This is a genomic window from Flavilitoribacter nigricans DSM 23189 = NBRC 102662 (genome assembly GCF_002646595.1).
Classification (GTDB): Bacteria; Bacteroidota; Bacteroidia; order Chitinophagales; family Saprospiraceae; genus Flavilitoribacter; species Flavilitoribacter nigricans.
The window spans coordinates 71,762-98,382 of sequence record NZ_PDUD01000044.1 but is presented as its reverse complement, the minus strand read 5'-3'; the positions used below and the strand labels follow the sequence as shown (position 1 = coordinate 98,382).

The following is a 26,621-nucleotide window of genomic DNA, read 5'->3' as shown; positions in this document are numbered from 1 at the left end:
CTGCGAGACTTAGAAGGTCTGTACATCAGTCCAAACTCAACTCCACCCGTGTACCCGCCGCCCGGCCGTTTACGATCTTGTCGATTATATTGATCACGAAGTGATGGTTGAATAGTTGTTGATTGACCTGTAGCCGGTCCAGGATGAGTTTGGTGCCAAAGGAGCGGTGTTCGTTGCGGGTATTGACCTGTAATGCCGCGGCCTGTTTCCGACCGATACCGTTGTCTTCCACAATGCATTTCACGCCTTCCCCTTCGGCTTTGACCTCCAAACGGATCTCCCGGTCGCCCTGTTTGTGCATGAGTCCGTGCCAGATGGCATTTTCCAGAATGGGTTGCAGGATCATGGGTGGTACGCGAAAAAAACTGGTATCCACGGCCGGATCGATCTCCACTTTATAGGTAAAAGACTTTTCGAACCGTAAGCGTTCCATCTCGATGTACAGGCGGGACATTTCCAGCTCTTCCTCCAGGCTGATCTGCTTCTCTTCGGAATGTTGCAGCACCCGGCGGATGAATTTGGAAAACAAGGTCAGATAGTGGATCGCCTGTTGGTTGGCCGTCTCCTGGATCAGACCTTTGATCGAATTCAGGCAATTGAAGATAAAATGTGGGTTCATTTGAGCGCGCAGCGCCTTGGATTCGATCTGAAGGAGTTGGTTCTCCAGTTGGGTCTTTTGCTGGGAGGCCTGTGCTTTTTCCAGTTTCAGAAGGTTAGACCGGCCGGCCGCTATGATCCCGAACAGCATGGTGGGGAGGAGTAAACCACCGACAAAAAGAATCTGCCTGACCAGTAACGGAACAAACGAAAACGGGGAGGAAATTAAGACTATACCCAGACACAAGGGAAGCAGTGCGATCAGAAAGCTACCGCTTAGAGGAATTCTTTTGTAAGCGGCCCGGATAACAGTGAACAAAATGAAGGCCGCACTTAAGGAATAGAAATTATAGATCAACCAATGCAAAAATTGATGAAAGTCATTTGCATAAAAACCGGGAGCTTCCCAAAACCAGATCTCAAAACCGATCTGGATCAGACCAAGTATGATAACAACCCAAATGAAATATTTTCGAATGCGGTCGTAAGTTGGGAGAGTAACGGGCAATTTCAGGGCAATCCTGGTAAAATTAAGTAGCCCAATTTGTCCCAGCGTACCGGCCAGAGCCGTGACAGTGGAGCGCTCCGGATTGGGAAGGTGCAGATAGATTACCTGGGTAAATCCCAAAAGTTCTCCATCCTCCAACATGATAATCCAAAAGGGAAATGAACCTAATACCATTAAAAAATAGTAAAAAAGCATCCGATCCCGACTCAAAATGAGCTGTATCAAGCAATAGCCCAGGAAAAAGGTCATACCGCCACACAGGAAGAATTTATATTTCACCAGCAATTGCTGCTTTTTTAAACTTGCGGGCTCTACATCCAGCAGGGAACCGTTTCTCGCCCACCCGTCGGGTCTTGCCGGATATCGGATGTAAAGGGTGAGGGTATCCCGGGCCTGCACCGTAAGGGAGAACGCCTCCATCTGGCTGGCATTGGGATAAGCTGTAAATGCCTGGTATTTCCCATCCGCATCAGGTAGAAAATATTGAATTTCTCTCCAGGGATAGCGCCAGTAGGCAAACGTCCGGCTTTGGGCGTAGGGCTTTGGGTTAATGACCACCAGCCGGGCCCAGTTGCAGGTATTATAGTCAAAACTGCGAATTTGGTAGCCCCGGAAGAACGCCTCGTCATCCCATCGGTCTCTTACATCCGTAAGGGTAAACTGGCACGCCGGATCGGGAAAATATTCAAAATACCGGCCCAGAGAAATTACTTTTGGAGGTTCGGTCAGCCAGTAATCGGGTACCGGGAACTCTCCCGGAAATTTAGACAACTGCGGTTCCCAGGTATTCACCGCCACCCGGTCTTCCGGAAAATCCAGTAAAACGTAAGCTCCGGTCAGATCCGGCACCGAGGTGGGATCGATATGGTAAAGTGAAACCGGATAGCGCCGCCAGAAGTCATTTTTCCAGGCCGCATTATCCAGGCGTAAGTAAACGGTCAAAACCGTGTCCTGCGGCACCTCTACCCAGAAATACGTACCACTGCGCCGGATGGTTTTTTCGGCAGCCAGGCGTTGCGCCCCGCCCTGCTGGTGGATGGTAGTATCGCCCTGGTCGTAGTACAGGTCCACCAGTGCGTAATCTCCGAAGGGATAGCCGGCGGAAAAGAGATGGTTCCCACCCATTGTATCCTGTAATTTTAACTTCACCCAGAACACCTGTTCCAGATCGCGATCCGTCCGGGTGGTGTTGGGGCCGAATTGATCGGTCCGGGCCAGGATGTCCTCGTAGGTCCATTCGCCGGTGGGATCGACGAGGACTTGGGTATAGGTATAGAGATCGTTATACCGTTCCTGCTCGGAATTGAGGCTGTCAAACGGGTAGGCAAGCGGGTAGACAGATTGGGCAGTCAGTAATCCGCCACAGAGTTGCAGCGCAAGCAGGGTAATGGTGGCTCTCATGGTTGTGTTTAGTTCTATTAGCAGAAAAATACACATTTTTTGCAGCGGTTCTTCCTTGTAGGTTTCCAAGTGGGTAATTAGGGTGAAATCCGATACTACCGGCCCCAGGCATCTGGCATGCGGATACAATAAATAGCTCCCGGGGCAACCACCGGACTTTACACGATCTTTTCAAAATACAGGACTCTTCCAATCCAAACCACTACTAATTAGTATCGGGCGCGCTGGTTGAGTATTGGACATAGATACATTGCTCCCGTAGGGAAAACTAATGACATCCTGTTTGCCGGCGGTAGTTCACCGTCAGCAAATACAATTCACTTCAAACTGCCGATCACCAGCCTTAGCCCATGTGACCAAAAGCCATCCTGCGGTCCATATTATCACAAGTTGTAATAAAACCTTACAGACCAAGTTGAATCGAATGATGATGAAAGTTGTTATTTATGAAGATAATCTAGCGGATCTCACATTAATGAAGATCGCCTGCGAGTCCCTGGTAGAAGAGATCGAATTCATCCATTTCAAGGATGGTAATAAACTGGTCCGATATCTCGATACTGCCGATACCGAAGAGATCTCCCTCTTTATTGTTGACCTTCGGAACGGCGTGTTTTGCGGCAAGGATATCCTGCGCAACCTGAGAGCCATGCCGGAACTGGATAAACACCCGATCGTCGTTTTTTCAACCTCCAACTATTTTGTCGAAATGGTAGAGTGCAAATCTCTGGGTGCCAACGGCTATGTGGTTAAACCGGCAAACCTCGAAGCTTTTGAAAAAGCCGTCCGCTTCATTATGAAGACCTGGGCGAATACCTTCTCATAAAACGTGCTAATGTGTGAATGTGGAAATGTGTGAATGTTTGTTTCCCGGACACTCAACTTATACATTGCGCCAGACGATCGCCCGGAATTTTAGCGTGGGTTGGTCGGATAGCGCGGGTTGGCTGCGGACTTAGTATCCTTATTTATTCCGCCTGGTGAATCCATTGATATTTTCCGTCTTTGAAGGTTATCAATCCACCACCTTCCTCCTCCTTTCTCACGGCAATGGAAGGGTTTTCCAGCTCAATCTTTCTGGTGCCGGTTATTTCATTATTCTCGATTACTATTTCATAAGTTCCGGAGTCATTCACTAGGGCCCATAAATCAATCCAATTCAAATTAAAATCGGTCCAGATTGCGAAGCTCTGGCCAAAACCTATCCTGATCTCTTCCATGGTTTCCCCGTGTTGAATTAGCAGTCCGGAAGTCTCGCCAATTTTTTTTAGAATTGCCCGATCTGAATTTCCATCTCCGTTAAAGTCCGCTATTAGGGTATCCGTCAACTTGAATACTGTTACTTCTTTAAATTCAGTATTCAATCTTTGCCTTTAATCATAAGCCGAGTCCGATAAATTCAATGGTTTTTCTGATCTGATTTCCTCGCTTTTTGAGCCGATATCTACGAACTCCTCTTCAATTGGAATTTCCGAACCATCACTTTTTTCTGAGTTTACCTGTCCACAACTCAGTAAAACCAGCAATGAGAATATGTAAAATATCCGTTCCATTCTTGTTCTAACTTACAGCCAACATTCAAACATTTCCACGTTTCCACATTCACACATTCTACCGGGAGCCTATTTAGCAAATTTCACCCACTTCTAGCCGGGTACCTACCCCACCACCTGGTGCCGCGCTAAATAATCCGAATCGATCTCCACGCCCGAACCCGGACCGGTTGGCACTTTCACCGTACCATTCTCGCTTTCCAGAGGAGAAGTCGGGCAAGTCAGGGGCAGGGACCGGTTGAGGCCTTTGAATTCGTGAAAGGGCCCGGCATTGGGTACCGCAGAAACGAAGTGAAGCATATACAGATAACCGAGACCGGAGCCGGAGATATGCGGCGTACAGACTTTCCCGAAAGCCGCCCCCATCCGGGCTACCCGCATGGAGCGGATCATACCGCCGAAATAGAAGATGTCCGGCTGTACGATATCCAGCGCATCGTTGCCGATCAGCCAGCGGAAATTGTGCAGGCTGGGCTCCTGTTCGCCGCCGGCAACGGGCACTTCCAGAGCGTCGGTTACCATTTTGGTCTCCTCGTACCAGTCGAACGGAACCGGTTCTTCGTAGAAATCGATACGGTATTCCTGCAATATTTTTCCTACCCGGATCGCTTCGGGCACGCTGTAGGAGCCGTTGGAATCGGCGTAGATGGTCATGTCATCGCCGAAAGCCTGCCGAACCAGCGGGATCAACTCCTCGGTTCGTCCCGGCGGGTCATCGGCATCCTTACTCATCCGACCGCCCACTTTGAACTTGACAGCTTTAGCCTGAGATTCCGCTACGTTCTGTTGGATCCGTTCGAGCGATTCTTTGGCCGAACGTCCCCGGTTGTTGTTAGCCTGATACACGGCGATCTCCGGATGGTGGATATCTCCGATGAGCGCACCTATCGGTTGGCGGGCAATCCGGCCGAGCATATCCAGAATCGCAAACTCGATGGTAGCCAGTGGCACCCAGAGGGCCAGGTTCTGTAATTTGTAATTGCTTTGGTGGACATAGACCCCTTCCAGCAGGTTTTCCAGGTCCCGCGCGTCTTTTCCCAGGAAAAAACCCTGGAGCCGATTGACGAAAATGGGATACAGGGAGATCATCTGCATGTTGTTGCTCACCGAGAGGCCTTCCGCTCCGTCTTTCGACCGGACCCGGCAGATAAAATTATCTTCGTACCGCAGCAGTTCCAGCGATTCGATCAGCACCGGATCCGGTAAGAGCCCCGTCTTCAATACGGGGCGGGCGAGGATGCGATCCAGTTCCGGATACCGTTCCTGTTGCAGATTGGTTTTAGGCGGAGTCGCACAAGCGGAAATGCCCATGCTTCCGGCCAAGCCGGCGAAGCCGGTCTGCAAAAATGCTCTTCTGTCTTTTTTCATGTGGATAAGGGATAGTCTGATCATAAAACGCAATTTTGGCACAGTCCCCCTGAAGTTTTTGCCGCGAAAGCTGAGTTTAAGCAGCAAAACTTAACTTCGCCGGATCGATTCGTGCAAGTAAGTAACCGTAATAACGCCCTGCCCCCACTAAACACCATCACCAATGGATCAGCAACTAAATGCAGCAAGATTTACCGGAGAGCAATACGTTCACTTATACGATCAGTTCCGGCCCTCCCCTCCTATCGAGATCATTTCCCAGGGCTTGTCCTATCTGAATTCACCAAAACCGGAAACGGTCAGGGTGGCGGACCTGGGTTGCGGCACCGGAATTTCGACCAGGATCTGGGAAGGCTACGCCGTCGCCATCTACGGTATTGAGCCGAGTGAAGCCATGATCTCTATCGCCCAAAAAAACAACCGCTCGGGGAAAATAACCTACCGTACCGGGTTTGCGAATGATACGGGATTACCGGCTGGATCCGTTGAGATAGTTGCCTGTTCACAGTCCTTCCACTGGATGGAACCCGTTTCCACACTGCAGGAAATTGGCCGGATACTAGCCGATAAGGGAATACTGGTGATCTATGACGTCACCTGGCCACCATCCGTTAACTACCAATACGAGGTAGCCTACCGCAAACTCTTCCAAAAAGTTGAGGAGATGACGCTGGCCCTAAACGAAGTGATAGCTCATAAATGGGATAAAGACCAACACCTGGAACAGGTAAAAAAGAGCGGCCTATTCAGGTTTGTAAAAGCGGCCTATTTTCATAAAAGCGAAACATTTCACAAGGAAAAATTTATCGGACTGGCACTCAGTCAGGGTGGCCTGGAGGCTCTGCTCAAACGGGGATTCAGCGAGGAGGTGATTGGAGTAACTGCGTTCCAACAGGAAGTAGCAGCAATCCAGGATAGCCCTGCCAATATGAATTTTCACTACAAAGTGATCTACGGAATCCGGTAGTATGGAAATCCATAATTATTTTTACCTTATCATCTCAGTTGACATCAATGACCAAACCACCTAAAATGAAAAAATTACTATTTACAACACTCGCGATTGCTCTCTTTCAAATAGCCCAGGCGCAGATCACCCCGAGCAAAGACCTGATCAAACAGGAAGCGGCCTCAAGTGAACTATCAGTTGACATGAAGGACCCCAAAGTATTTAAGGCCAACGTTTTAGTTATCGATGGCTCTACCTACAAAAACCTTTGTGTACCGGCCAACAAAACCGGAGGAGATTGCGCGAGTTACGAAAACGCCTGGAAAAACGGCTACCTCTATACCTGCTCCGGCAACGATGGTCCCAGATTGATCCCCTTTCATTCCGGCGATAATTTCAAATGTTACAGCGACGGCGGGATCATTCACGTACAGATCACCTCTACCGCTACGAAGCAGGGCAAAAAGAAGGGGATTGAGTAGTCATGCCATTTCTTTCTTAAGGGCAGCGGGAATTGCCGTTCTTCTTCAATAGTCATCTTCCCACCACCTATTTATGTAGTAAACTTTAACGGGTATTTGTACTAATTTTAGTCGTCGGTGACTTGTCCCAAAGGTGACAACCACTGAGAAAGGGTCCCAAGATCACAAGTTGAAACCCTGGAGGTACGAGCAAACTTCGGGTCGGACGAGATACCTGAAAAGTCCAGCGTTTCCAGATCCCCTTGTACGGGGAAGTTCAGGTTACAACCGCCGTAGCTGTTTATTATCAAAATAATTCTTGCGTACCATGCGATTAGCCGGCAAAAGCCGGATCTATCCATCTAATTCTGCGTACACGGGAAGAATATTTACTGCATGGAACTGATCAAAATCGTTTACATCGAAGACGATCCATATATCCGGGAGTTTATTGCCGAACAATTGAAAAAGGATCCCGAATTTGATTTTCTGCTGGCATCCGAGTCCGTGGAATCATTTCTGGAACAGGCAAAATTAATCCGCAAACCGGACGTGATCCTCCAGGATATCAGTTTGCCCGGCATGTCGGGGCTGGAAGCCATCCGGCATTTAAAAGACCTTTTCCCCGCGGCTGAGATCATTATGTTTACCATCTATGACGATTCCGAAAAGATCTTCAAAGCGCTCTGTGCCGGTGCCGGTGGATATCTGCTAAAAAGCACACCGGTACCCAAAATACGCGAAAGCATTGTGCAGGTATACCGGGGCGAAGGAGCCATGTCACCGTCCATTGCCCGCAAAGTCATGGAATATTTCCGGCCGGAACAGCAAAGAAGTACGGTACTTACTGCCCGCGAACTGCAGATCGTACAGTGCATGGTAGAAGGACTTAGCTATAAACTCATTGCAGATAAGTTGATGATTTCCGTCAATACGACCGGCTATCACGTGAAGAACATCTATCGCAAGTTACAGGTGAACTCCAAAGCTGAAGTCATCGCCAAATCACTAAAGGGAGAAGTGTAACCAGGTTGCCGGGCCTGACCAGTTAAGTGCGCAGCGCATCCCCCTACCCTCTGCAGGGCTGTTCAGTTCTATAAAACGCAATGCGAATTTTTCAATTACAATGTCAAGCACAATAGCAATAGCAAGCAAAAGGCAGCTTTCTGCTCCGATTTTGACCTTTTCGCCTGATTTTGAGTTATTGAAATTGCTATTGCCATTGAAATTGCTATTTTTTATATTCAATGATTTGAGAACTGAACAGCCCTACTCTACCCTCTGGGTGCCGGACGTTTTAAATTCAGCTTGAGTAATTCCCCCTGCGCCTTATTCCGAAACGGAAAATTCTAATCCTTGCATACCAAATTTTCAGATCTTTTTGATAATATTGTTTCGAGCGTACAGTTGATAGCTGAAATTCGATCCGCTATCTATCGGATACTTGTAGCCCCTGCATATTTCAGTTCGTAGTCTTGATAAAATAAAGCCTCACCGTCGCTCATTAACCTACACAAGCACGATTGTTGTAACATGAAATTTCTGACCCTGCTACTGGCCATTGGATGCCTGGTCATCCCTGGGACTACAAATGCTCAAAAGCATTTATCTGATTTACCGATCGACTCTTTAGTATCAATTGCCAACGGCCTGGATACCGAAACCAGGCGAGATTCCATCATCACTTTACTGCAACTCGCGCTGGAAAAGACAGAGAGCGTGCAGGACGACACCCTTCGTCAACATTACCGCGGGCAGATCGGCGAGAAATTCTATCTGATGGTCCAGTACGATCTGGCCAAGCCGATCCTGGAGCAGCAACTGGAGTACGAAGAGGGCCGGGGAAATACGATCAGGAGCGCCGAGCTCTATCCTAAACTGGCCCGGATCCTGCGGAATCAGGGAAATCCGACCGGGGCGCTTGAACTGGCACAGAAGGGTTTGCAGGCTGCTCTGGAAGTCAAGGATACCTTCAATATGATCGAATCCTACCAGATGATGACGGCCGCCTATCTAACGGTAACCGTCATCGATACCGCCGCGGTGCTTAACAACTCCAGCAGCATGTACGAACTGGCCGTCGCCTACGGCCAAAATTTAGCCTTGGCTAAAGCCGGGTTTATCAATGGTATCGGCAACTTAATAGCCCATAATTTCAAAACGGCGGTAGAGATGTTCACGATCAGTAGTGATCAATACCTGCTGTTGGGGGATACGGTACAGAGTATGGCCGCACTCACCAAGATCGGTAATGTGTACGAGCTGAAGCAGGAAATAGAAAAAGCCATTCCTTACTACGAACGTTATTACGAATATACCCGCGAAAACGGTGGGTTTCAACCCAAGCTCAATGCCATTATGTACCTGGCGTACGCCATCATTACCCTGGAGGATCCGGAACGGGTGCGACGGGAAGCACTGCCGTTGCTGGATGAGGCCATGCGGTTCGAATCGTTAAAAAGCTTGCGCTACGAGTATACCCTGGTCATGGGCTACTACAAAGAGGCCTATCGCATCCTGCGGGATTACGAGTCGGCTTTTTTCTGGGCAGACCGTATGATGGCGTACAAAGACAGCACGCTGAACGAACAGCATTCCAAAACGCTGGCCGAGCTCCAGACCAAATACGAAACGGATAAAAAAGAACAGGAGATCCGGCTGATGGCCGAACAGCAGAAAGTGCAGGAAGCACGGATCGCCGCCTCCTTAAACCGAAATATTCTGCTGGGTGCCCTATTGTTGATCGCGCTGCTGGTTGGAGGCTTATACTACTACCGAAACCGGCTTGAACAGCAATTGAAAATGCAAAACATGCGGAGTCAGATCTCCAGTGATCTGCACGATGAGGTCGGCAGCTCACTTACCCGCATTTCGATGATCATGAATGCGGTGAAAGTTACGGATGATGAGCAATCCAGACAATATTTTGAAAAAGGCAACGAGATCCTGATGGAATCCATTACCAAAATTCGCGATGTGGTCTGGGCCATTGACGCCCGCAACGATCAGGGGGGAGATCTGCTGGATCGGATGGAGGATTTTGCGTACGATATGTTCACCTCGCGGGATATTGCCTATCGCTTTGAGCATCAGCATTTTGACCGCAAAGCCATCCTGCCGCCACTGATCCGGCAAAATATTTACCTCATTTTCAAAGAGGCGGTAACCAATGTGATCAAACATTCCAATGCTACTTCGGTGGACATTTCTCTTCAACAGAGAGACAACCGGATCCACTTGACGATTAAAGACAATGGGCAGGGTATCCATCACAAAAAGGTGGCGGGGTCCGGGCTGGTCAGTATGCAATTGCGGGCCGAGCGGATTGGCGGCCGGTTGAACTACGAACAGCAACCGGATGGATTTTTCGTAAGGTTGGAGGTATGAGAGACCGTTCCAAAACCAGAAGATGGATTTTGGAACGGTCTCTGAAAGTGCTTATTGCCGAACCAGCCGGTTGGTCCAAACTAAACTGCCGGAGGTCAGGCGGATCAGATAAACACCAGGCGGTAAGGAATTACCTTCCCCGTGGCGACCATTCCAGCTCAGCCGGTGTTCACCTGACTCCAGGAATTGTTCCGTCAATACCTCAATCTGACGTCCGGAAGCATCAAAAATACGAACGGTGGTATACCCTTCGACGGGCAGGTTGAAGTAAATGTTCACCTCATTGGTGAAGGGATTGGGAAATGCCCTGGCCTGGAAACCCGATGACTTATTTACGGTAGTGGATCCCGAAGGTTCGTAAGTGCCGGGCAGAGAGCGTCCGATGCCCTTGTTATTTCCGTTGCGCACGACCAGATTGCCGGCTGCCAGCAATTGTTGGGCCGTCTCCGCACCGGTCCAGTGACTGGAATAGCGCAGGAAGCCGTTGTTGTCGTAGAGGGTCAGACCGAGCAGGTCCAGTGTACCCGGGTTGCCGTTATCCGTCATTACTACCTGGAAATCGCCGTTGCCGAAAACGGGAATCGGGTTGTTGGGATCTGTTACATCTTCTACATTGGCTTTGCCGTAGAAAACAGCGCTTCCGTTGGATGCTTCCGTCGACAGGGAAGTCATTTTATTGCCTTTAATTTGGTAAACGCGTAAGCCGTTGGCCTCCGTACGCCGGATCAGCGCCCGGATATCCCCCATCAGATTCGTCCCCGCTTTATTGAATTTGATATTGAACCCGAAGTGCTGTCTGGACCCCACATCACCGGCCAGAGGTCCGGCAGAATGCTGTAGGAGCAGAGAACCACCTCCCGTCACAAAGTCGTCCAGCGGACGGGATACCGTGATCACCACATCGTCCTCGGGCGTATTACGGATGTAATGACCGCAAACTTCCACGCCGACCACAAATTGCCGGGAATCGTTGTTGCCGATATCTACTCCCTCCCAGGTATAAACAGCAACACCAACGCCCGGATCGTCGGCATCAACGGGCAGTACCGGAATAGGGGCAGGATTGATCACGCTGCCGTCCCGGTCAATAAAGTTGACCGTTGTGTAACCTATATTTCCGGCCAGATCATCACCGTTGGCGTCGGCCGTGAGGCTGATATCCTGGATGGTAGCCGTCAGCAACAGGTCGGCTGAACTGCTCTTGGCGTTTGCGGTGGAGACAAACAAGGCTCCGGTATAAGTAATGCGGGCGTCCTCCGGTGCAATGAAAAAGGATAGATGCTCATCGGCATCCGGTTCGTACACAACCTCCGTACCGGCATAACCAGCCGTTACGGAATAGCCATAGACCGGATCGCGCCCACAGGATTCCGAAGGAGGCTGGGTGATCACCAGGCTGGTAACTGCCAGGCCGTTGGCATCAGTAAGCGCCGAAGCGGATTGTTGACCGATTGTAAAATTAACGGTTTGACCGCCAATTCCCGCACCATTTACATCATCCGTCAATTGCGCGCGAAGCTGTACCGCATCCGAATACTGCACCCGTTGTTCTCCCGTATACGTCAGAGTAGTCGGCCGTTTTATTACGGTCACGTTTGTAGAGCAATCACTACTATTGCCGCCGAGGTCCGTTACCGTCAGGGTAACGGCATTGGGTCCCAGGCCGCTAAAGTGGCTGGGCATAACGTCCAAAGCTGCAATACCGCAATTGTCTGTGCTGTTGCCGCCGATCGCGTCAACATCATCCGGACTCAGGGTATAGGTGCCGTCGGGTTCGATATATACCTCCAAGGCCCGGCAATCAGCTTGCGGTGGCGTATTTTCTGCTACGGTAACGGTACTGTTGCAAACCGCCAGATTATTGCTCCTGTCCATGACGGTTAGCCGTACCGTATTTTCTCCCAGATCATCGCAGGTGAAAATGGATTGGTTGACCGCCAGATGACTGATACCGCAGACATCGGACGAGCCGTTATCCAGATCAACGGCCTGAATAGTAGTTTTATCATCCGGCCCGAGCACTACTGCAATATCCCGGCATTTAGCTACCGGGAAGGTTTTGTCTTTAACCATAACCGTTGCGGTACAATTGCTGGTGTTCCCACGATTATCCACAACGGTCATGACCACATAGCGCGGAGCATCCGTATCCAAACAGCTGAAATTTTCGGCACTCAGACTAAAGGCACTGATACCACAGGCATCCGAAGAACCTCCATCGACCTCAGCGGGAGTAAGGTGGCCCCGGCCGTCGGCATCCAGGATGACGGTAGCCGGTTGGCAAACCGCCGCCGGATCGATACCATCCAACACCGTGACGGTAGTGGTACAGGAGGATTCCCGATCTCCGGCATCTTTCAGGTGCAGGGTAACGCTTAGTTCGTAGTCATCACAATCGATCCCGCCGGCCGGCAGACCGGTGACCCAGCGGTTGACAATGCCGCAATCATCGGTGGAGTTGTCATCGATCTGGTCGACTTCCAGATTGCCCCGGCCATTGCCATCCAGCAGCACGGTGGCCGGTTTGCAGCGAGCCGTCGGGGCGGCGAAGTCGACAACCGTTACCGTCACTGCACATTCTTTATCGACCAGGCGGTTGTCGGCGTAAACGGTTACGGTTTGGATACCTACATCACTACAGTCAAATTCCGACTGAGAAGCAGTGTAAATTACCGCTTCGTTGCAGGGATAACCGTATACGGTGATGAAGCTGGTTATATCGTCCAGCGGTAGAGTACCGAACCCGTCGGCATCGAGTTGAATGGTGAGCGGGCGGCAACTCATGCTGAAGTTGGCCGCAGTGAATTGGTTGTCGTTGCTATTGTGCAGATAGCCCGTGAAGGTTTTGCCACCAATCACCGGAACGGGCGTATTAGGGACGGGCATAGCGATGACAAAATCGAGATCTTCCAACAGCTTGGACTTATCCACCAGATTATTGGCGGTCATGATCTGATAGATATTGACCGGCGTATTCGCCCAATCAACCGTTGTCTCCACGTCCTTTTCCAGTTCTCTCACATCGATCGCATCCTTGATCTGCATCACCGCGAACTCAATAGATACGGTGATGACCGATATTACCGAAGCGGAAGTAGAGACCAGGGTACTGATCATCTTAACGGTGGTGGCGCTGGCAATAGAACCGGCTTTTGCAGCGACATCGACTGCTGCCTTTATGGCCGAATAAATGGGCGTTTTATGGAGGATCATCCCGGCTGTAATACTGGCTCCGATACCCCCGGCCAATTCAAAGGCATCAGATGCTTCTTTTGATACAAAACGGTTGCGCAGTCCCAGATTAGCCCCCGCCTGTATGTAATTACCGTACAGGACGACCTGCTCCTCGGTCAGCTCGTCGTAATTGTACTGGGACGGCCACAAAAAATCGTTGGCATCATTATAAAAAAAGAGATCGGAGGGGGTCGCAATATCCCCTTCATTCACCACCTGTAAAAAAGCATCCAGCGACTGATCTAGCTTGGCGGCATAATTTCGACGGTTAGTTTGTATCCGGTTCTGATAAATATTGACCGCTGCGACATCAGCAGCGGACCACTCTGCCGGATTACGAAAAGCCAGATCTTCCGAAACATAGCGCCGAACGGCTATCGCGAGGTAGCCCCGGTGATCCGGGTTGTTCAGATTGATGCGGGCGATATAGTTATCCAGTTCGTCACCCGTCAATTCGGAATGATAGCCGAGGGCATTGCGGATAAAATCAAAATACTGCGCTTCAGCCGGCAATCCGACACGTTCGGCCAGTCCGCGCTTAAAGGAGGTTCCGAAAGCTTGCAGGCAACCAGCAGGCAGGGCACTTTCTTCTATTTCATCCATTTCGGTGGGCACCCCTTCCGGCTCTTCCAGCAGAACGCGGTACAGATACCATTTAATATTGGCCTGGGTGGTGATCTGAAAACTGATATTTTCCGTACCGGGCGGAGTACCCAGAAAATAGCCGGTGTATTTGCTTTTGAAGACAAAGTGATCGTTCCGCCGGATCAGTTCCCACAGGGCATAGTCGCCGGTATTAGCGATGGAGGACTCCATACGGACGGCATCGATATCACCACCCAGGCCCTGACCGCCGGTGGCCACGATGTACTGATTGGTAAGGGCATTCTGGATCTTGAAATAACCGTTACCCTGGTTGATAAAGCGCCAGTAAACGGATTGATCCGCGCGACGGATACGTTTCATATCCACCAATTCCTCCCCTTCACCGTAGATCCCTTTATCGGACAGAAAATCCGTATGCTGCTTTCCGACCACCGCGTAGCGCACGGTCGGATCATCCGGAATGTCCAGTTGAAAAGCGAACTTTTGCCGGGTATTGGTAGGCAGGAGGGCCGTTGGCGTACTCACGATGAGTCGCCCGCCCGGATGCATCTCCAGCACCAGATTGCCCAGGCGGGATCGCAGCTTGTACCAACCCGAGCCGGACGGGGCCGGGATAAGCCGGAACTGCTGATCTGCATTGTCCAGATTTGGCCCCAGATCGGCAAAGGTGACAGCACTGCCGGAAGTACTACCCGTAACCGTCAGATATTGACCGTTTTCCAGGCTGCGGATGTGAAACCAGCGCTTGTCTGCGGTCCACCACTGTCCGTCATCCGAACCATCTTCGATTAGGAAGGTAGCCTGGGGACCATTGTCCGCCGAAGAGAAATACTGGGGCAGGCCATTCAGCGTACCGAGTTTACGCTCGTCCAGTTTATTGTAGATCTGGTAGGCTTTACCGATGATATTCTGATCGTTCAGGATGGCTCGTTTAGTCAATTGATCTTCTTCGACGAGCGCCAGTTCAAAGTTCTGGTAGGATTCGTCGCCGATATTGTCGTTTTTCAGCAGAATAATCGGACTGCCGTTGTCGGTATTGTCGTCTTCAATAGAAATGACCAGAGCCACTCCGCCCTGTTTATAGCGGGAATGGATCTTGTAGAAATCGGTGGCCCCCTGCTGGATAAACTGAAACAGCTGCTGCTCGTCGTCAAAATCGGCATCCGCTTCCAGACTGAGATAAGGGTTGCCGGTCGGAGAGATCACCGTTACCAGACGGCCGGAGGCGACATGATAGATCTTATACCAGTTAGCCATTTCCGTTTTCTGGATGATGAAGACCGATCGATCAGCATCAAAACCGGCCGCCTGAAACAAAAAACGATAGGGCGAATCCTCATCGAAGCCGCCTACCCAAAAGTTGTTTTGTTTGATGTTCATTGTTACCATCTCGTCCTGAAATTTTCCAGCCAGATAGGTAAATTGGGCATCCAGGCTGCCCCAGATGGATAGAAAGCATAAGAATAGCCAGTACCTGAGCATAAGTTTGAAGATTATGAGCTGTGGAAATGATTCCCCTTAACAGAATACGAACCCGTATCCTGGTTGAAGGAAATTGGTGAATGCGGATTATCAGGTACAAAATTAGATGGGCTGAGCGTACGAAAAACCACAGGAATATGTGGGCAGTTCGAGGGCGACCGGACCGATGCGGTTAAATACCTGCCGCCGGCTCGCGGTAGACACTGAAATTTAAACTCTTGTTCTATCCAAACTTTCAGCAACTCTACCTGTTATAACTATATTGACTACCTATCTTTCGCATATTCCATGCTTCCTACTAGAGACTAAAGGACTTCCTTCTACTGAGCTGCAGTGTACAACTGTGTGCTATGCTCTTTTTTTCCAACGGAGAAAATGCAGGCAGGAAGGATCAATTATTGAATACGGCTTAGAGCCTATTCAGCAACCGTTTTTGCTGTCGAAAATGACCAGATCTGGGTGCTCACGAAGTCAGTTTCGAGTTTCGTAGCAGCGCTACGGAAGAGGAAATGAGGTTCCATTGATGGTTATTTTAAGACCAAAGGATGGTTTTTGGAGAGGCTCTTAATCACTCCTTAAGTCCAGATGTTATGCGTATTTTTCAATTTCATATCAGCCTTCCCGGCTGTAGTTTTCCGATCTGGCGTCGTTTTCGGGTAACCGAAGATTATCGCTTCGACCGTTTTCACCAGGTTATTCAGCTGGTTATGGGTTGGAAAAATTATCATTTGCACGAATTTTCCATCCAGAGCCGGCGCGTCGGTATGGTACTCGGGATTGACGATGAGACCACGGAACCGGAAGATGAAACGACCCTGCGCCTCAAAGATTTTCGTTTAAAGCCCCAGGATCACCTGGAATATCTTTACGATTTCGGAGATCACTGGCAACATCTGCTTAAGCTGGAATCGATCAGTGGTGGAATGCTGACGGCCCCGGAATGTATCGCGGGAGCCGGCCGTTGTCCGACGGAAAACAGTGGCGGGATCGATCGCTATTTATGCCTGTTGGAGGCTAGGAACAATCCGCAACATCCGGATTCGGCATTTTGGGCGAACGACGCGGAGGAAGGATTTGATCCGATTACTTTCCCCATTGAAAAAGTAAATGCGGAGCTGGAGTTTTTCGGACTGTGGCACAACAAATACCCGGCCTCCAAATCAACTCCCTGGCCTCAATTGTAATGATCGGTTTAATATGGGGATAAGAGACTGTTTGCTCCATAAAGCGTGGGTCGACTAATCGTTAGCACCACGCCTGAATACGATCTACTAACACAGAATCATCATAAATATGCAAACCGTACTTGGCGCAAACGGCCAGATTGCCGAAGAACTGACCCGGGAATTGTACCGAAACCATACCCAAGCAATTCGGCTGGTCAGTCGAAATCCAAAAAAAGTACAGCCAACCGATCAACTTTTTTCCGCTAATCTGCTGGATGGTCAGGCGACTGAAAAAGCAGTTGAGGGTAGTGATATCGCCTATTTTACCGTTGGCCTTCCCATGAACTCGCAAATGTGGGAAGAGCAGTTTCCCACGATGATGCAAAACGTCATCGCGGCTTGCAAAAAGCACCGTTGCAAATTGGTCTTTTTCGACAATACGTATATGTACGCCAAGACCAGTGAGCCGCAAACCGAGGAGAGCCCCTTCGTGCCAATCGGTCGGAAATCAAGTGTGCGAGCAGCAATGGCGGAAATGGTGTTACAGGAAATAAGCCGTCAATCCATAGAAGCGGTGATCTGCCGGGCACCCGAATTTTACGGGCCAAATAAAACGCAAAGTATTACCAATACCCTGATCTTTGATCGCATTGCGGAAAGCAGATCCCCAAGAGTACCGCTCAGGGACGATACCCGGCGAACTTTAATCTGGACGCCGGATGCCAGTCGCGCCATGGCCCTGCTTGGCAATACACCGGAAGCCTATCAGCAAACCTGGCATCTGCCCTGCGACGATGACCGTCCCACCTACCGCGAACTGATCGACATGGCTTCCGAGATATCGGGGCAGGATCTCAAATATTCGGTCGTAAAAATGTGGCAGTTTAAACTAGGTGGCCTGTTCAGCAGCCGCCTGCGGGAATTACAGGAGTTACTTCCCCGCTACCGGCACGACAATATTTTCGTTTCCGATAAATTCAAAAAGAAATTCCCGTCATTTGCGATCACGAGTTATCGGGAGGGGATTCATCAGATGATTGGATGATTCAACCGTTTGGGGGTTCGATTGTTTGGTACTGAAAAGCGTATTGGAACCCGGCTACAGCAATTGAACAGTCGATCAATTGATCTCTGTCCGGGCTAAATTTCAGTATTTCCTATGAAGTTCGGTTTCGGGCCATATAGTTCAATTTTACTGGTTTTCTTCTTTCACCTCGTAGTGTCCGGTGCACTTATCCTGAAACTGGGATTGGAACACAGATTAAGATCAGCTCAATGGCTGAGCCTGGTGCTCGTGCTGGTGGCGCTGTATATTTCGCCCTTTATGCTGGGTTATGCCGGATGGTACGGTATGGATGGATACCGGGAGACGCTTTTCTACCTGCCGCTACAGCAGATCCTGTTTATCGGTCCCGTCTTTTTATTTTATCTGAAAACCCTCTTGTATCCCGAATATTCCCCGAGCAAACGGGACCAACTTCATTTTTTACCGGGCAGTCTGTATCTACTCTATAGCCTGGTGGTATTTATTTTCGATGTTTTCCTGTTCGATCAGGTGTACTTTTATCAGGACGGGCGGGATAAAGATTTTGATCTCTGGTATCAGATCGCCGGCTTCATCTCCATGATCACCTATTTTTTGCTGAGTCTGCGACTCTACCAGCGCTACCGCCGGCAGATATTCGATCAACTCAGCTACGCGGAGGAAGTAGCCTACAATTGGGTCCGCAATTTTTTACTGATCTTTTTGCTTATCCTTATCCTGCGGGCTTTGTTCTTCATCATCAATCCCGAATGGGGTGAATTCGGCCGCAAATTCTGGTATTATCTGTCCATCTCCATAGTGGGGTATTTTTTAGCCATCCGGGGCTATCGGCAAAGTATCTTGCTGAGCACCTCGCTCGGATTGCGTAACCTGGTCCCGGAAGTGATGCCGCCCGCAATTGCGACGACCGACGCTACCACCCGGGAAGCATCCGAAAGTGAGGCCTTAAGTGAAGACCACGTTCAGCTGGTCAGGCGGATTGAGCAGATTATGCACCGGGATCACTTGTACCAAAATTCCACGCTGACCCTTTCCGGCTTAGCGGAACATCTCCAGACCACTTCCAAGAATATTTCCCAGGCCATCAATAAGGGAACGGGCCTAAATTTCAACGACTATGTGAACCGGTTCCGGATCGAAGCCTTCCTGCAGGAGATCGAAGCGGGTACGCACGAACAACACACCCTGCTCGGCATTGCCATTTCCTGTGGATTTAATTCCAAGTCTACCTTCAATCGAGCTTTTAAAAAACAGCTCGGGCTGAGCCCTAACGAATATGTACGAAAGCACCGTCAAGGTGGTGCCAAATCGTGATTTGGAGCGCAGAGCGCGGCTTTTCTGCCAATATTTGCCCAAAATTCAACCAAATCAAAATTATGTTTAAAGGAAAAATCACCCTACTTATTTTAGTACTGTGCTCAATCGTTCTGGAAGTTTACCCGCAAACACCGCTCAGCCCGGACCAGCAAAAGGCCATAGCGGCGCTGGTAACCAGGGATGTTCCGGAAGGAGCGCCCGGCGTCGCTTTTGGGATCGTACAAAACGGCCAGGTCACCTATACGCAATATGCGGGCTATGCGAATCTCGAAAAAGAGCTGAAGATCGGGAAGGACACACGCTTCAATATTGCCTCCACCGCCAAACAGTACACTGCACTCGCCGTACTGACGCTGGTAGATGCCGGCCGGCTCAGCCTGGAAGATGACCTCCGGAAATTCTTCCCGGACCTGCTGGAGGAAGTGCCGGGAAAGATCCAGATCAAACACCTGCTGACCCACACGAGCGGCATCCGCGACATATACGAGCTGTTGAGTCTGCAAAACATCACCTGGTGGAAAAAAACGCTGGATAATCAAGACGTGATCCGGATCCTGGAAAAACAACAGGGCCTGAATTTTGAACCCGGTACCGATTACCTCTATTCAAATTCCAATTACATCCTTCTGGCGGAGGTTGTTGCCCAAGTTACGGAACGGCCATTTACCGACTATCTGGATCAAATGTTTCGGAAACTCGGGATGCCCGACACCCACTTTGAGCCGGATTACACGCGCATCGAGGATCCCATTGCCCGGCCTTATTTCAATTTTAATACCTGGACCGGCTACGAATGGATCTGGAATGCAGTCGGCGACGGCAACCTCTTCACTACCCTACCCGATCAGTTGCGATTTGAGCAGATCCTGCAAACCCGAAGCTCGGACTACCTGAGTAGCGAGGTCATTGAGCTTTCCCAGGAAAGGATACTCGATGATCTGGACTACGGCTACGGGCTCGAATTCTCTACGTATAAAGACCATCCAGTAGTTTTTCACCACGGTGGCACCGGCGCCTGGAAAGCTACGGTCCTGCGGTTTCCGGAGCAAAACCTCTCCCTCATTACCCTCAGCAATAGTGGTAAAACCATAGTGGTGGACCAAAATCAGCAGATCGCCGATGTGCTCCTGTCCATCGATGAGGACCAAGCTGGCTACCTAACCGCTCCTCGGGGCATCGGAGACGCAATTACCGGAGAGGAAGTATGCGGTATCTACCGCGACGCGTCCGGAACCACCTTCCGGTTCCAGGAAAAAGAAGACGGTCTGTATCTCATTCGATGGGGCCGCAATGATGTCCGACTGGAACGGGAAGCTCAGGGCATTTTTCACCAGGCAAATGATCCGGATTTTAAGCAGGAATTTAAAAGAGACGAAGCGGGCGTATGGACGGTGACGGCCTATTACCCTACGCATGCACCCTACACCCTGAGCAAGATCGAAGCCGATTTCACCGGTTTCGTACCCGAGACGCTGAACGGTGTCTACGCCAACCGGGAGACCGGTACTACCGTGGAGATCAAGACTACGGGCGACAGGGATTATGCGGTGAAGATCGGCACCTACGAGGTCCCCGGGCTTTTGCTGACACCAGGCAGTATACTGGCGGGAAACTATACCCTGGAATTTTGTAAAGACCAGGGGCTGCTTCTGAATGGGGACCGGATCCGGAATGTGCAGTTCGTAAAGACGGAATAAAGGGGCTGGACCTAATAATCTGCCACCGTCTGCCCGGGCGGTGGCAGCTTACTTCGGCAAATGAAATCGGCACCGTACAGATCCTCAATTCCTCCTGATCCGGTGCAGCAGCATGGACGTTCGGTCGTTCGGCTGGTATTGCAGGGTCGAGACCTGATAATGGCCGGGCTGCAGATAAAAGATGATGACGTCCTGCCCGAAAAGATCGAATCCGGATACCGTGGCGTCTAATAAATAAAACTTCCGGTCCTCCAGCTGAATGTCGAAATTAATGGTCCAGCCATTGAGTTGGTTCAGCCGCTCATAATCCAGAAAGCTTTCAAATTCCTCCGTACTATCTCCATAATCCCACTTGGCGATAATTTTATTCCCGTATCGACTTTCGCCGATGACCGTCATTAAATCCGGAAGATCACCGATCACGATAACGGCATCGCCACCTTCAGCGATCCGGACGGACGCAATGGGATCTTCTACGCTACACGCTAATCCATAGTGACTCTGTTGGGGATCCATGGAATCCTCCACTTCTTCGTATTCCCCCCTCCCGGCCCCTTCGACGGAGCCGATCCCACTCCAAAGTTTGAGCAAAGGAGCACCAATGATCACCGATGGCCCTCCCAAAGATCCGATCCATTTCAGCTTCCTGGCTCGTTTATTCATTTTCATCGTTTATACCACGAAAAGTACCATTTGTATGGTTCACTCCTCCTCTCTTTATTTTTAGAACAAAAACCGCTAATAACCCTCCAATGCAGGAAATATCCAGGTATATGATTGAAAATTGCACCTGTCCCCTGCTTCGGTTTCCGATCTTAGCCACTGAAAATATTCTTTTTTTTACAATGGCGGGGATAGACGGGCAGATAGCCGGAACCGCGGTGAGCACCTCCCGGGATCAGCTTCTGCAACCAAGCCGTTAACTTTGTATCTTTAACATTGGATACCATCAATCGAATTCAATGAATATACTCCCCGGGCAATTTCGTTTGAAGATGCAAGGAGTTTGGGTACTACCGGCAATACTGTTGTTTTCCATTGCTCCACTGCTCGGCCAAACCGGTGCCGTGCAACCCATCCTGCGTTTTGAATCCCTTACCACCGTTGAAGGGCTACCCAACAACAGCACCAATGCCGTGGTGCAGGATTCGGCGGGTTTTCTTTGGATCGCTACCTGGGAAGGTCTGGCGCGTTACGACGGCTACGAAGTGCGTGCCTACCGCACCGATCCCGGTGATTCGACCACGCTGACCAACAACCGTATCGAGTGCCTGCTGGTGGACCGGAGCGGCCGGCTGTGGGTCGGCACCTGGGATGGCATCAATCGCTACCATCCGGACCGCGACGCTTTCGAAAGGATCCGCTTTGTCAACGGGGCGGACGATCAAAAGCTGCTCGGTCAGGTGAACGCTATGGCGGAAGATAGCCGGGGAGACCTCTGGGTCGGCACGCAGGCCGGAGACCTCTTTCGGTTTGATCCGGTATCCAACCAGTTCGAACGCTTCCTCGGTAGCGAAGCCGGATCCCATTCCCTGTTGAATGAAGAAGTACGGGTCATCCTGGGCGACCGGGAAGGAAACGTCTGGATCGGGACCGGTGAGCCCTTCAACCCCACGATCACCGGCGCCGGACTATTTAAACTCCATCCCGAAACCGGCGAAGTAAAGACCTACCGTCACGATCTGAACGATGCGCAGAGCCTGATCGATGACCGGGTCAGTGCGCTGCACGAAGATGAACAGGGCATGATCTGGATCGGCACCTGCCAGAGCGGCCTGCACCGCCTCGATCCCAGTACCGACAACATGATGCGGTTACCCAGTGCGGAGTTGTCCATCCGCGCCCCAATTGGCGATCCCGGTCCCTGGTCGGCCTGTCCGCCCGTTACCCTGATCGGGGAAGATCGCCAGGGAGGGCTCTGGATCGGCACCTACAACGGTGGTCTGCACCGTTACGATCTGAGTACGGGAGCCCTGCAGGCCTACGCCAACGATCCTACGGATGAAGAAAGTCTGGCGACCGATGAAGTCTGGTCTTTCTTCATCGATCGCTCCGGCATCCTCTGGATCGCTTCGCACGCATCGGGCCTGCAGAAGGTCAATCCATTCGCGAAAAAATTCCGCACTTTCCGGGAGGATCCCGATGGGCTGAGCCATTCCTTTATTTCGGGGATCTCAAGTTTTGATGAGACGCCAGAATTGCTGTGGGTGGGCACCCAGCAGGGCGGACTCAACCGGATCGACCTGCGCAGCGGTGAGGTAGCCTCCTGGCTGCACCAGCCTGCCGATCCCGGCAGTCTGAACGGCAATACGATCTGGGCCGTCCGGCACGACAGCAAGGGCCAACTCTGGGTGGGTACCGACCAGGGCATGGACCTTACCGGCCCCGTCGTCGAAAGCTTCCGGCATTTTATGGAGCAAATGGGGAGCAGCGGCAGTTTCCGCGGCAATACCGTCCTGACCATCTACGAAGACCGGCAGGGCTATCTGTGGGTGGGTAGCTGGGACAGCAACTTGTACCGCTTTGATCCCAAAACCGGAAAATATCAGGCCTTCGATTATGCCGGAGAAATAACGGCCAGCGATAGCCGGATCCACCACATCTTTGAAGATGAGGATGGGATGCTCTGGCTCAGCACCTACCTCGACGCCCTCTATCGTTTCGATCCGGCTTCCGGCGAATCCATTCCCTTTCTCAAGGGGATCGGTTCCAACTGGGTGCATCCGGCGGCCGACGGCCATTTTTGGGTGGGTACCAACGATCGGGGCCTGATCCGCTTTCATCCCGAAACGGGAGCGATGGTCGAGGCCTTTACCCACGCGGAAGGCCTACCCAGCAATACCGTATTTGCGATCCTGGAAGACGCGGCGGGCTGGTTGTGGATCAGCACCGGGAACGGTCTGGCCCATTTCAATCCCGAAACCGGGCAGTTTATCAATTACGACGCATCGGACGGCCTGCCGGGAAATAGCTTCAACATCGGAAGCGCCTTTCAGGATGCACGGGGCCGGATGTTCTTCGGTGGCCCCAGAGGAGTGGTGCTCGTCAATCCCGGCCAGATGGTCCAAAACCTGACCCCTCCCCGCGTGGCGCTGACCGGATTAAAGATCCTCCGCCGGGGTGAACCGGAACAATTGGAAAAGCTACCGCCCGGATGGGAACCAGAGCAGGAAATTAAACTGGGATATAACGAAAATGACCTGACCTTTGAATTCGTGGGGCTCCACTTCGGAGATCCTTCCCAAAACCTGTACCGCTATCGCCTGGATCCCTACGACGAAGCCTGGGTCTACGCCGGCAGCCGTCACGAGGCCCGCTATACCAGTCTGCGGCCGGGAGAATACACATTCCGGGTATCGGCCGCCAACTGTGACGGCGTGTGGAACGAAGCCGGCAAATTCGTTCAGATCAAGATCCAGCCTCCCTGGTGGAGCACCTGGTGGTTCCGCACGCTGATGATACTCGTTCTGGGACTGGCGGCTTACAATATCTACCGCTACCGGGTGAATCAGATCCGCCGGGAAGCGAAAACCCGGGTAGCCTTCGAAAGAAAACTGGCCGACGAGAAACTCAGCGCCCTGAAAGCGCAAATGAATCCACATTTTCTCTTCAACTGCCTCAACTCCATCGATCATTACATCATCAAGAACGATATTGCCAAAGCGTCGGAGTACCTCGGCAACTTCTCCCAGCTCATGCGGCTGACCCTGCAGAACTCCCGGGTCAGTTTCGTCCCGCTCAATGAAGAACTCGAAGCCCTGCGACTGTATCTGGAAATGGAAAACCTGCGGTTTAACGGCAATTTCGACTACGAGATCCGGTTGGACGATCAGATCGACCCGGAAGGCATAGAAATACCACCGATGATGATCCAGCCCTTCGTGGAGAATTCGATCTGGCACGGATTGATGCACAAAAAGCAGGGCGGTAAGTTATCCATAACCATCCGGCAGCAGGGAGCATATCTATCCTGCCTGGTGGAAGATAACGGGGTGGGCCGGGCCCGCGCCCGTGAGCTGGAAGCCCACCGCTCTTCCAAGCGCCGCTCCTTCGGGATGCGGATCACCGAAGACCGTATCCGGATGATCAACGAATTGTACAATGCCGGTGCCAATGTGGAGATCACGGATCTCTACGATCAGGACGGCGAAGCGGCCGGCACCCGCGTGGTCCTCAACTTACCGCTGTAAGTTTAGACTGATCCGGAACAGTAAGGATGATCAGGCCCGGGAAAAGTGACGGAATCGCTTTTCCGGGTCCATATTTTGGATTTCAATCCCAACTGTTTAACCGATTCAAATCCGGTAAAAAATGGCCAAAGTCGTTGTCTTTGAGAAAAATAGAGCGGGTTTTGTGTTAATGCGGGTTGCCTGCGAACCATTTCTGGAAGAAATTGAACTGATCCATATCCTGCATGAGAATGCCCTGTTCCGGTATATTGAACAGACCGATATCCGGGACATCGCCCTGTTCATCATTGCGCTGCGTAGCCCGGTTTGTTATAGCCGGGAGGTCATCCGCAAATTGCGAAGTACAAAAGAACTGATCCCAATCCCCATCATCATCTTTTCTCCAACTGCTTACCTGAGAGATGCGATTGTCTGTAAAGACCTGGGCGCAAACGGCTATCTGTTGCGTTCGCAAAATTTAGAAAAATTTCAAAAAACCGTTCGGTTCATGATCCTCACCTGGGTGGATATTGATCTGGATAGTAACCGCTACCAGTCGCTCACCTCCAGTGATTCCTGAGCAATGAAGCGGCAGCGATCCCTTCTGCACTCGAGCTATTGAGTTCAAGCAATGATGATCTTTTCAATGGCAATGGCAATTGCAATGGCAACTACAATATCCTTAACCGGCGACTGCCGAGTTAATTATTAACCTTTTCGTCTGATTTTAAGTAATTGAAATTGCTATTGCCATTGAATTTGCAATTTTATACATCCTGCAATTTGACAACTGAACACCTCTCCCCTGCTCTCCCAACGTCCGACCTCCCATTGGTACAGGCGGATTTAAAAACGATAATTCAGATACAATCCATTTCCGGTCGGTGACCAGCTCAGCTTGCTTTTTTGGCTGGGTTTTCGGTGGAGAACGGGGATAAAATAGCCGATACTGGCGCCCAGGAGATAACCTGCCACTACATCAGTCGGATAATGTTGGCCCCCTCTTACCCGCAGGTAGCCGGTGATGGCCGGCATGCCGATGGCCAGTCCCCAAACGTACGGACGCAGTTTGCTATCCGGATAATAGTCCGAAAATACACGGGCAAAAAAGAAAGACGCGGCGGCCGAACCCGAGGTGTGCCCGGATAGAAAAGAAGCCCGGTCGTTACTGCGCAGGATAGTTGAAGGCGGTAAATTTTCATCAAATACGTAGGGCCGGGGCCGCAGTGAAGTCGATTTAATAATATCCGTGAGGCCCTGATTGAGCAACATCGTTTCGGTAAACAGGATCGCGATCTTCCCGAAATCATTCCGCGTATCCCGCCCGGCCAGCAGCAACAGCGGTAACCCCGCCGAAGCCAGCAGTGTTTTATCACTCAGGCGGTCTGCTTTCTCGGAACTAAAATTAGTGGCGACCCGGTCGATGAAATTGATCCCTTCCAACTCCAGATCGGACCGCATCAGATCCGGAGTTTTCGATCGAAGATAATTGCCCAGCAAGGTAGTGGCCGCTCCGGCACCACCGTACACTATCTCTTTTTTGAAAGATAAATAATAGGGCCCCGACGATTGTCCCCAGGAGCTGAGATAGCAAAATAGCAGGGCGAGGAGCATAAAACTGCACTTCCGAATAGTATTCATAAGAAATTAGTCATTTAAGGTTCTGATCTGTCTTCGGGTC

17 protein-coding genes are annotated in these 26,621 nt (G+C 50.9%); 11 read left to right on the top strand and 6 right to left on the bottom strand.

The genetic code is table 11. From position 1 onward, the window contains the following. Nucleotides 1-25 precede the first annotated feature (25 nt). Nucleotides 26-2,506, bottom strand: coding sequence for a histidine kinase (locus CRP01_RS33760; RefSeq protein ID WP_170110653.1), 2,481 nt, complete (start codon nucleotides 2,504-2,506; stop codon nucleotides 26-28). Nucleotides 2,507-2,930: 424 nt separating this feature from the next. Here CRP01_RS33760 and CRP01_RS33755 point away from each other — a divergent pair, with 424 nt between their 5' ends. Then, on the top strand, nucleotides 2,931-3,332 hold the full coding sequence (locus CRP01_RS33755; RefSeq protein WP_170110652.1) for a response regulator: 402 nt from the start codon (nucleotides 2,931-2,933) through the stop codon (nucleotides 3,330-3,332). A 142-nt stretch (nucleotides 3,333-3,474) separates the two neighbouring features. Here the strand turns inward: CRP01_RS33755 and CRP01_RS33750 are convergent, their stop codons facing one another. Both CRP01_RS33750 and CRP01_RS33745 read right to left on the bottom strand, forming a co-directional pair. Continuing rightward, a complete protein-coding gene (locus tag CRP01_RS33750; RefSeq protein WP_099154500.1) occupies nucleotides 3,475-3,870 on the bottom strand; it encodes a hypothetical protein in 396 nt (131 codons plus the stop codon). 294 nt (nucleotides 3,871-4,164) lie between these two features. Beyond that, a complete protein-coding gene (locus CRP01_RS33745; RefSeq protein WP_222845880.1) occupies nucleotides 4,165-5,451 on the bottom strand; it encodes a mandelate racemase/muconate lactonizing enzyme family protein in 1,287 nt (428 codons plus the stop codon). A gap of 139 nt (nucleotides 5,452-5,590) precedes the next feature. On the opposite strand from CRP01_RS33745, the gene CRP01_RS33740 reads away from it, so the two are divergent. The 4 genes from CRP01_RS33740 to CRP01_RS33720 all read left to right on the top strand — a co-directional run bounded on the left by CRP01_RS33740 (nucleotide 5,591) and on the right by CRP01_RS33720 (nucleotide 10,224). Then, nucleotides 5,591-6,394, top strand: coding sequence for a class I SAM-dependent methyltransferase (locus CRP01_RS33740; RefSeq protein WP_099154498.1), 804 nt, complete (start codon nucleotides 5,591-5,593; stop codon nucleotides 6,392-6,394). Nucleotides 6,395-6,459: 65 nt separating this feature from the next. Beyond that, nucleotides 6,460-6,858, top strand: coding sequence for a hypothetical protein (locus tag CRP01_RS33735; RefSeq protein WP_099154497.1), 399 nt, complete (start codon nucleotides 6,460-6,462; stop codon nucleotides 6,856-6,858). A 375-nt stretch (nucleotides 6,859-7,233) separates the two neighbouring features. Then, nucleotides 7,234-7,863: a response regulator gene (locus CRP01_RS33730; protein WP_099154496.1), complete on the top strand. Its 630-nt coding sequence runs from the start codon at nucleotides 7,234-7,236 to the stop codon at nucleotides 7,861-7,863. A 507-nt stretch (nucleotides 7,864-8,370) separates the two neighbouring features. After that, entirely contained in the window at nucleotides 8,371-10,224 is a 1,854-nt protein-coding gene (locus CRP01_RS33720; RefSeq protein ID WP_099154494.1) for a sensor histidine kinase, read from the top strand. A gap of 51 nt (nucleotides 10,225-10,275) precedes the next feature. On the opposite strand, the gene CRP01_RS33715 is transcribed toward CRP01_RS33720, so the two are convergent. Then, nucleotides 10,276-15,546 (bottom strand): T9SS type A sorting domain-containing protein, encoded by a 5,271-nt coding sequence (locus CRP01_RS33715; protein WP_099154493.1) that lies wholly within the window; start codon nucleotides 15,544-15,546, stop codon nucleotides 10,276-10,278. Nucleotides 15,547-16,136: 590 nt separating this feature from the next. Here CRP01_RS33715 and CRP01_RS33710 point away from each other — a divergent pair. The 4 genes from CRP01_RS33710 to CRP01_RS33695 all read left to right on the top strand — a co-directional run bounded on the left by CRP01_RS33710 (nucleotide 16,137) and on the right by CRP01_RS33695 (nucleotide 20,771). Beyond that, nucleotides 16,137-16,730 (top strand): plasmid pRiA4b ORF-3 family protein, encoded by a 594-nt coding sequence (locus tag CRP01_RS33710; protein WP_170110651.1) that lies wholly within the window; start codon nucleotides 16,137-16,139, stop codon nucleotides 16,728-16,730. A 109-nt stretch (nucleotides 16,731-16,839) separates the two neighbouring features. Next, entirely contained in the window at nucleotides 16,840-17,757 is a 918-nt protein-coding gene (locus CRP01_RS33705) for an NAD-dependent epimerase/dehydratase family protein (RefSeq protein ID WP_099154491.1), read from the top strand. A gap of 114 nt (nucleotides 17,758-17,871) precedes the next feature. Then, entirely contained in the window at nucleotides 17,872-19,071 is a 1,200-nt protein-coding gene (locus tag CRP01_RS33700; RefSeq protein WP_099154490.1) for a helix-turn-helix domain-containing protein, read from the top strand. Nucleotides 19,072-19,133: 62 nt separating this feature from the next. Then, the gene (locus CRP01_RS33695) at nucleotides 19,134-20,771 is read left to right on the top strand and encodes a serine hydrolase domain-containing protein (protein WP_099154489.1); all 1,638 of its coding nucleotides are present in this window, start codon (nucleotides 19,134-19,136) and stop codon (nucleotides 20,769-20,771) included. An 84-nt stretch (nucleotides 20,772-20,855) separates the two neighbouring features. Here CRP01_RS33695 and CRP01_RS33690 read toward each other — a convergent pair whose 3' ends face one another. Beyond that, a complete protein-coding gene (locus CRP01_RS33690; protein WP_170110650.1) occupies nucleotides 20,856-21,434 on the bottom strand; it encodes an Imm21 family immunity protein in 579 nt (192 codons plus the stop codon). Between the two features lie 299 nt (nucleotides 21,435-21,733). On the opposite strand from CRP01_RS33690, the gene CRP01_RS33685 reads away from it, so the two are divergent. Both CRP01_RS33685 and CRP01_RS33680 read left to right on the top strand, forming a co-directional pair. Beyond that, complete coding sequence (locus tag CRP01_RS33685; RefSeq protein ID WP_099154487.1) at nucleotides 21,734-24,961, top strand: ligand-binding sensor domain-containing protein; 3,228 nt, start codon at nucleotides 21,734-21,736, stop codon at nucleotides 24,959-24,961. A gap of 121 nt (nucleotides 24,962-25,082) precedes the next feature. Beyond that, nucleotides 25,083-25,520: a response regulator transcription factor gene (locus CRP01_RS33680; RefSeq protein ID WP_099154486.1), complete on the top strand. Its 438-nt coding sequence runs from the start codon at nucleotides 25,083-25,085 to the stop codon at nucleotides 25,518-25,520. Between the two features lie 266 nt (nucleotides 25,521-25,786). Here CRP01_RS33680 and CRP01_RS33675 read toward each other — a convergent pair whose 3' ends face one another. Further along, nucleotides 25,787-26,581 carry a phosphatase PAP2 family protein gene (locus CRP01_RS33675; RefSeq protein WP_099154485.1) on the bottom strand — a complete coding sequence of 265 codons (795 nt, stop codon included), beginning with the start codon at nucleotides 26,579-26,581 and terminating at the stop codon, nucleotides 25,787-25,789. Nucleotides 26,582-26,621 lie beyond the last annotated feature (40 nt).

Excerpts from the sequence above, each read along its gene's own strand:
- CRP01_RS33700 (WP_099154490.1), top strand. The coding sequence starts at position 17,872 with ATGAAGTTCGGTTTCGGGCCATATAGTTCAATTTTACTGGTTTTCTTC.
- CRP01_RS33730 (WP_099154496.1), top strand. The coding sequence starts at position 7,234 with ATGGAACTGATCAAAATCGTTTACATCGAAGACGATCCATATATCCGG.
- CRP01_RS33690 (WP_170110650.1), bottom strand. The coding sequence starts at position 21,434 with ATGAATAAACGAGCCAGGAAGCTGAAATGGATCGGATCTTTGGGAGGG.
- CRP01_RS33705 (WP_099154491.1), top strand. The coding sequence starts at position 16,840 with ATGCAAACCGTACTTGGCGCAAACGGCCAGATTGCCGAAGAACTGACC.
- CRP01_RS33695 (WP_099154489.1), top strand. The coding sequence starts at position 19,134 with ATGTTTAAAGGAAAAATCACCCTACTTATTTTAGTACTGTGCTCAATC.
- CRP01_RS33745 (WP_222845880.1), bottom strand. The coding sequence starts at position 5,451 with ATGATCAGACTATCCCTTATCCACATGAAAAAAGACAGAAGAGCATTT.
- CRP01_RS33755 (WP_170110652.1), top strand. The coding sequence starts at position 2,931 with ATGATGATGAAAGTTGTTATTTATGAAGATAATCTAGCGGATCTCACA.
- CRP01_RS33720 (WP_099154494.1), top strand. The coding sequence starts at position 8,371 with ATGAAATTTCTGACCCTGCTACTGGCCATTGGATGCCTGGTCATCCCT.
- CRP01_RS33740 (WP_099154498.1), top strand. The coding sequence starts at position 5,591 with ATGGATCAGCAACTAAATGCAGCAAGATTTACCGGAGAGCAATACGTT.
- CRP01_RS33675 (WP_099154485.1), bottom strand. The coding sequence starts at position 26,581 with ATGAATACTATTCGGAAGTGCAGTTTTATGCTCCTCGCCCTGCTATTT.
- CRP01_RS33760 (WP_170110653.1), bottom strand. The coding sequence starts at position 2,506 with ATGAGAGCCACCATTACCCTGCTTGCGCTGCAACTCTGTGGCGGATTA.
- CRP01_RS33710 (WP_170110651.1), top strand. The coding sequence starts at position 16,137 with ATGCGTATTTTTCAATTTCATATCAGCCTTCCCGGCTGTAGTTTTCCG.
- CRP01_RS33685 (WP_099154487.1), top strand. The coding sequence starts at position 21,734 with ATGAATATACTCCCCGGGCAATTTCGTTTGAAGATGCAAGGAGTTTGG.
- CRP01_RS33715 (WP_099154493.1), bottom strand. The coding sequence starts at position 15,546 with ATGCTCAGGTACTGGCTATTCTTATGCTTTCTATCCATCTGGGGCAGC.
- CRP01_RS33735 (WP_099154497.1), top strand. The coding sequence starts at position 6,460 with ATGAAAAAATTACTATTTACAACACTCGCGATTGCTCTCTTTCAAATA.
- CRP01_RS33680 (WP_099154486.1), top strand. The coding sequence starts at position 25,083 with ATGGCCAAAGTCGTTGTCTTTGAGAAAAATAGAGCGGGTTTTGTGTTA.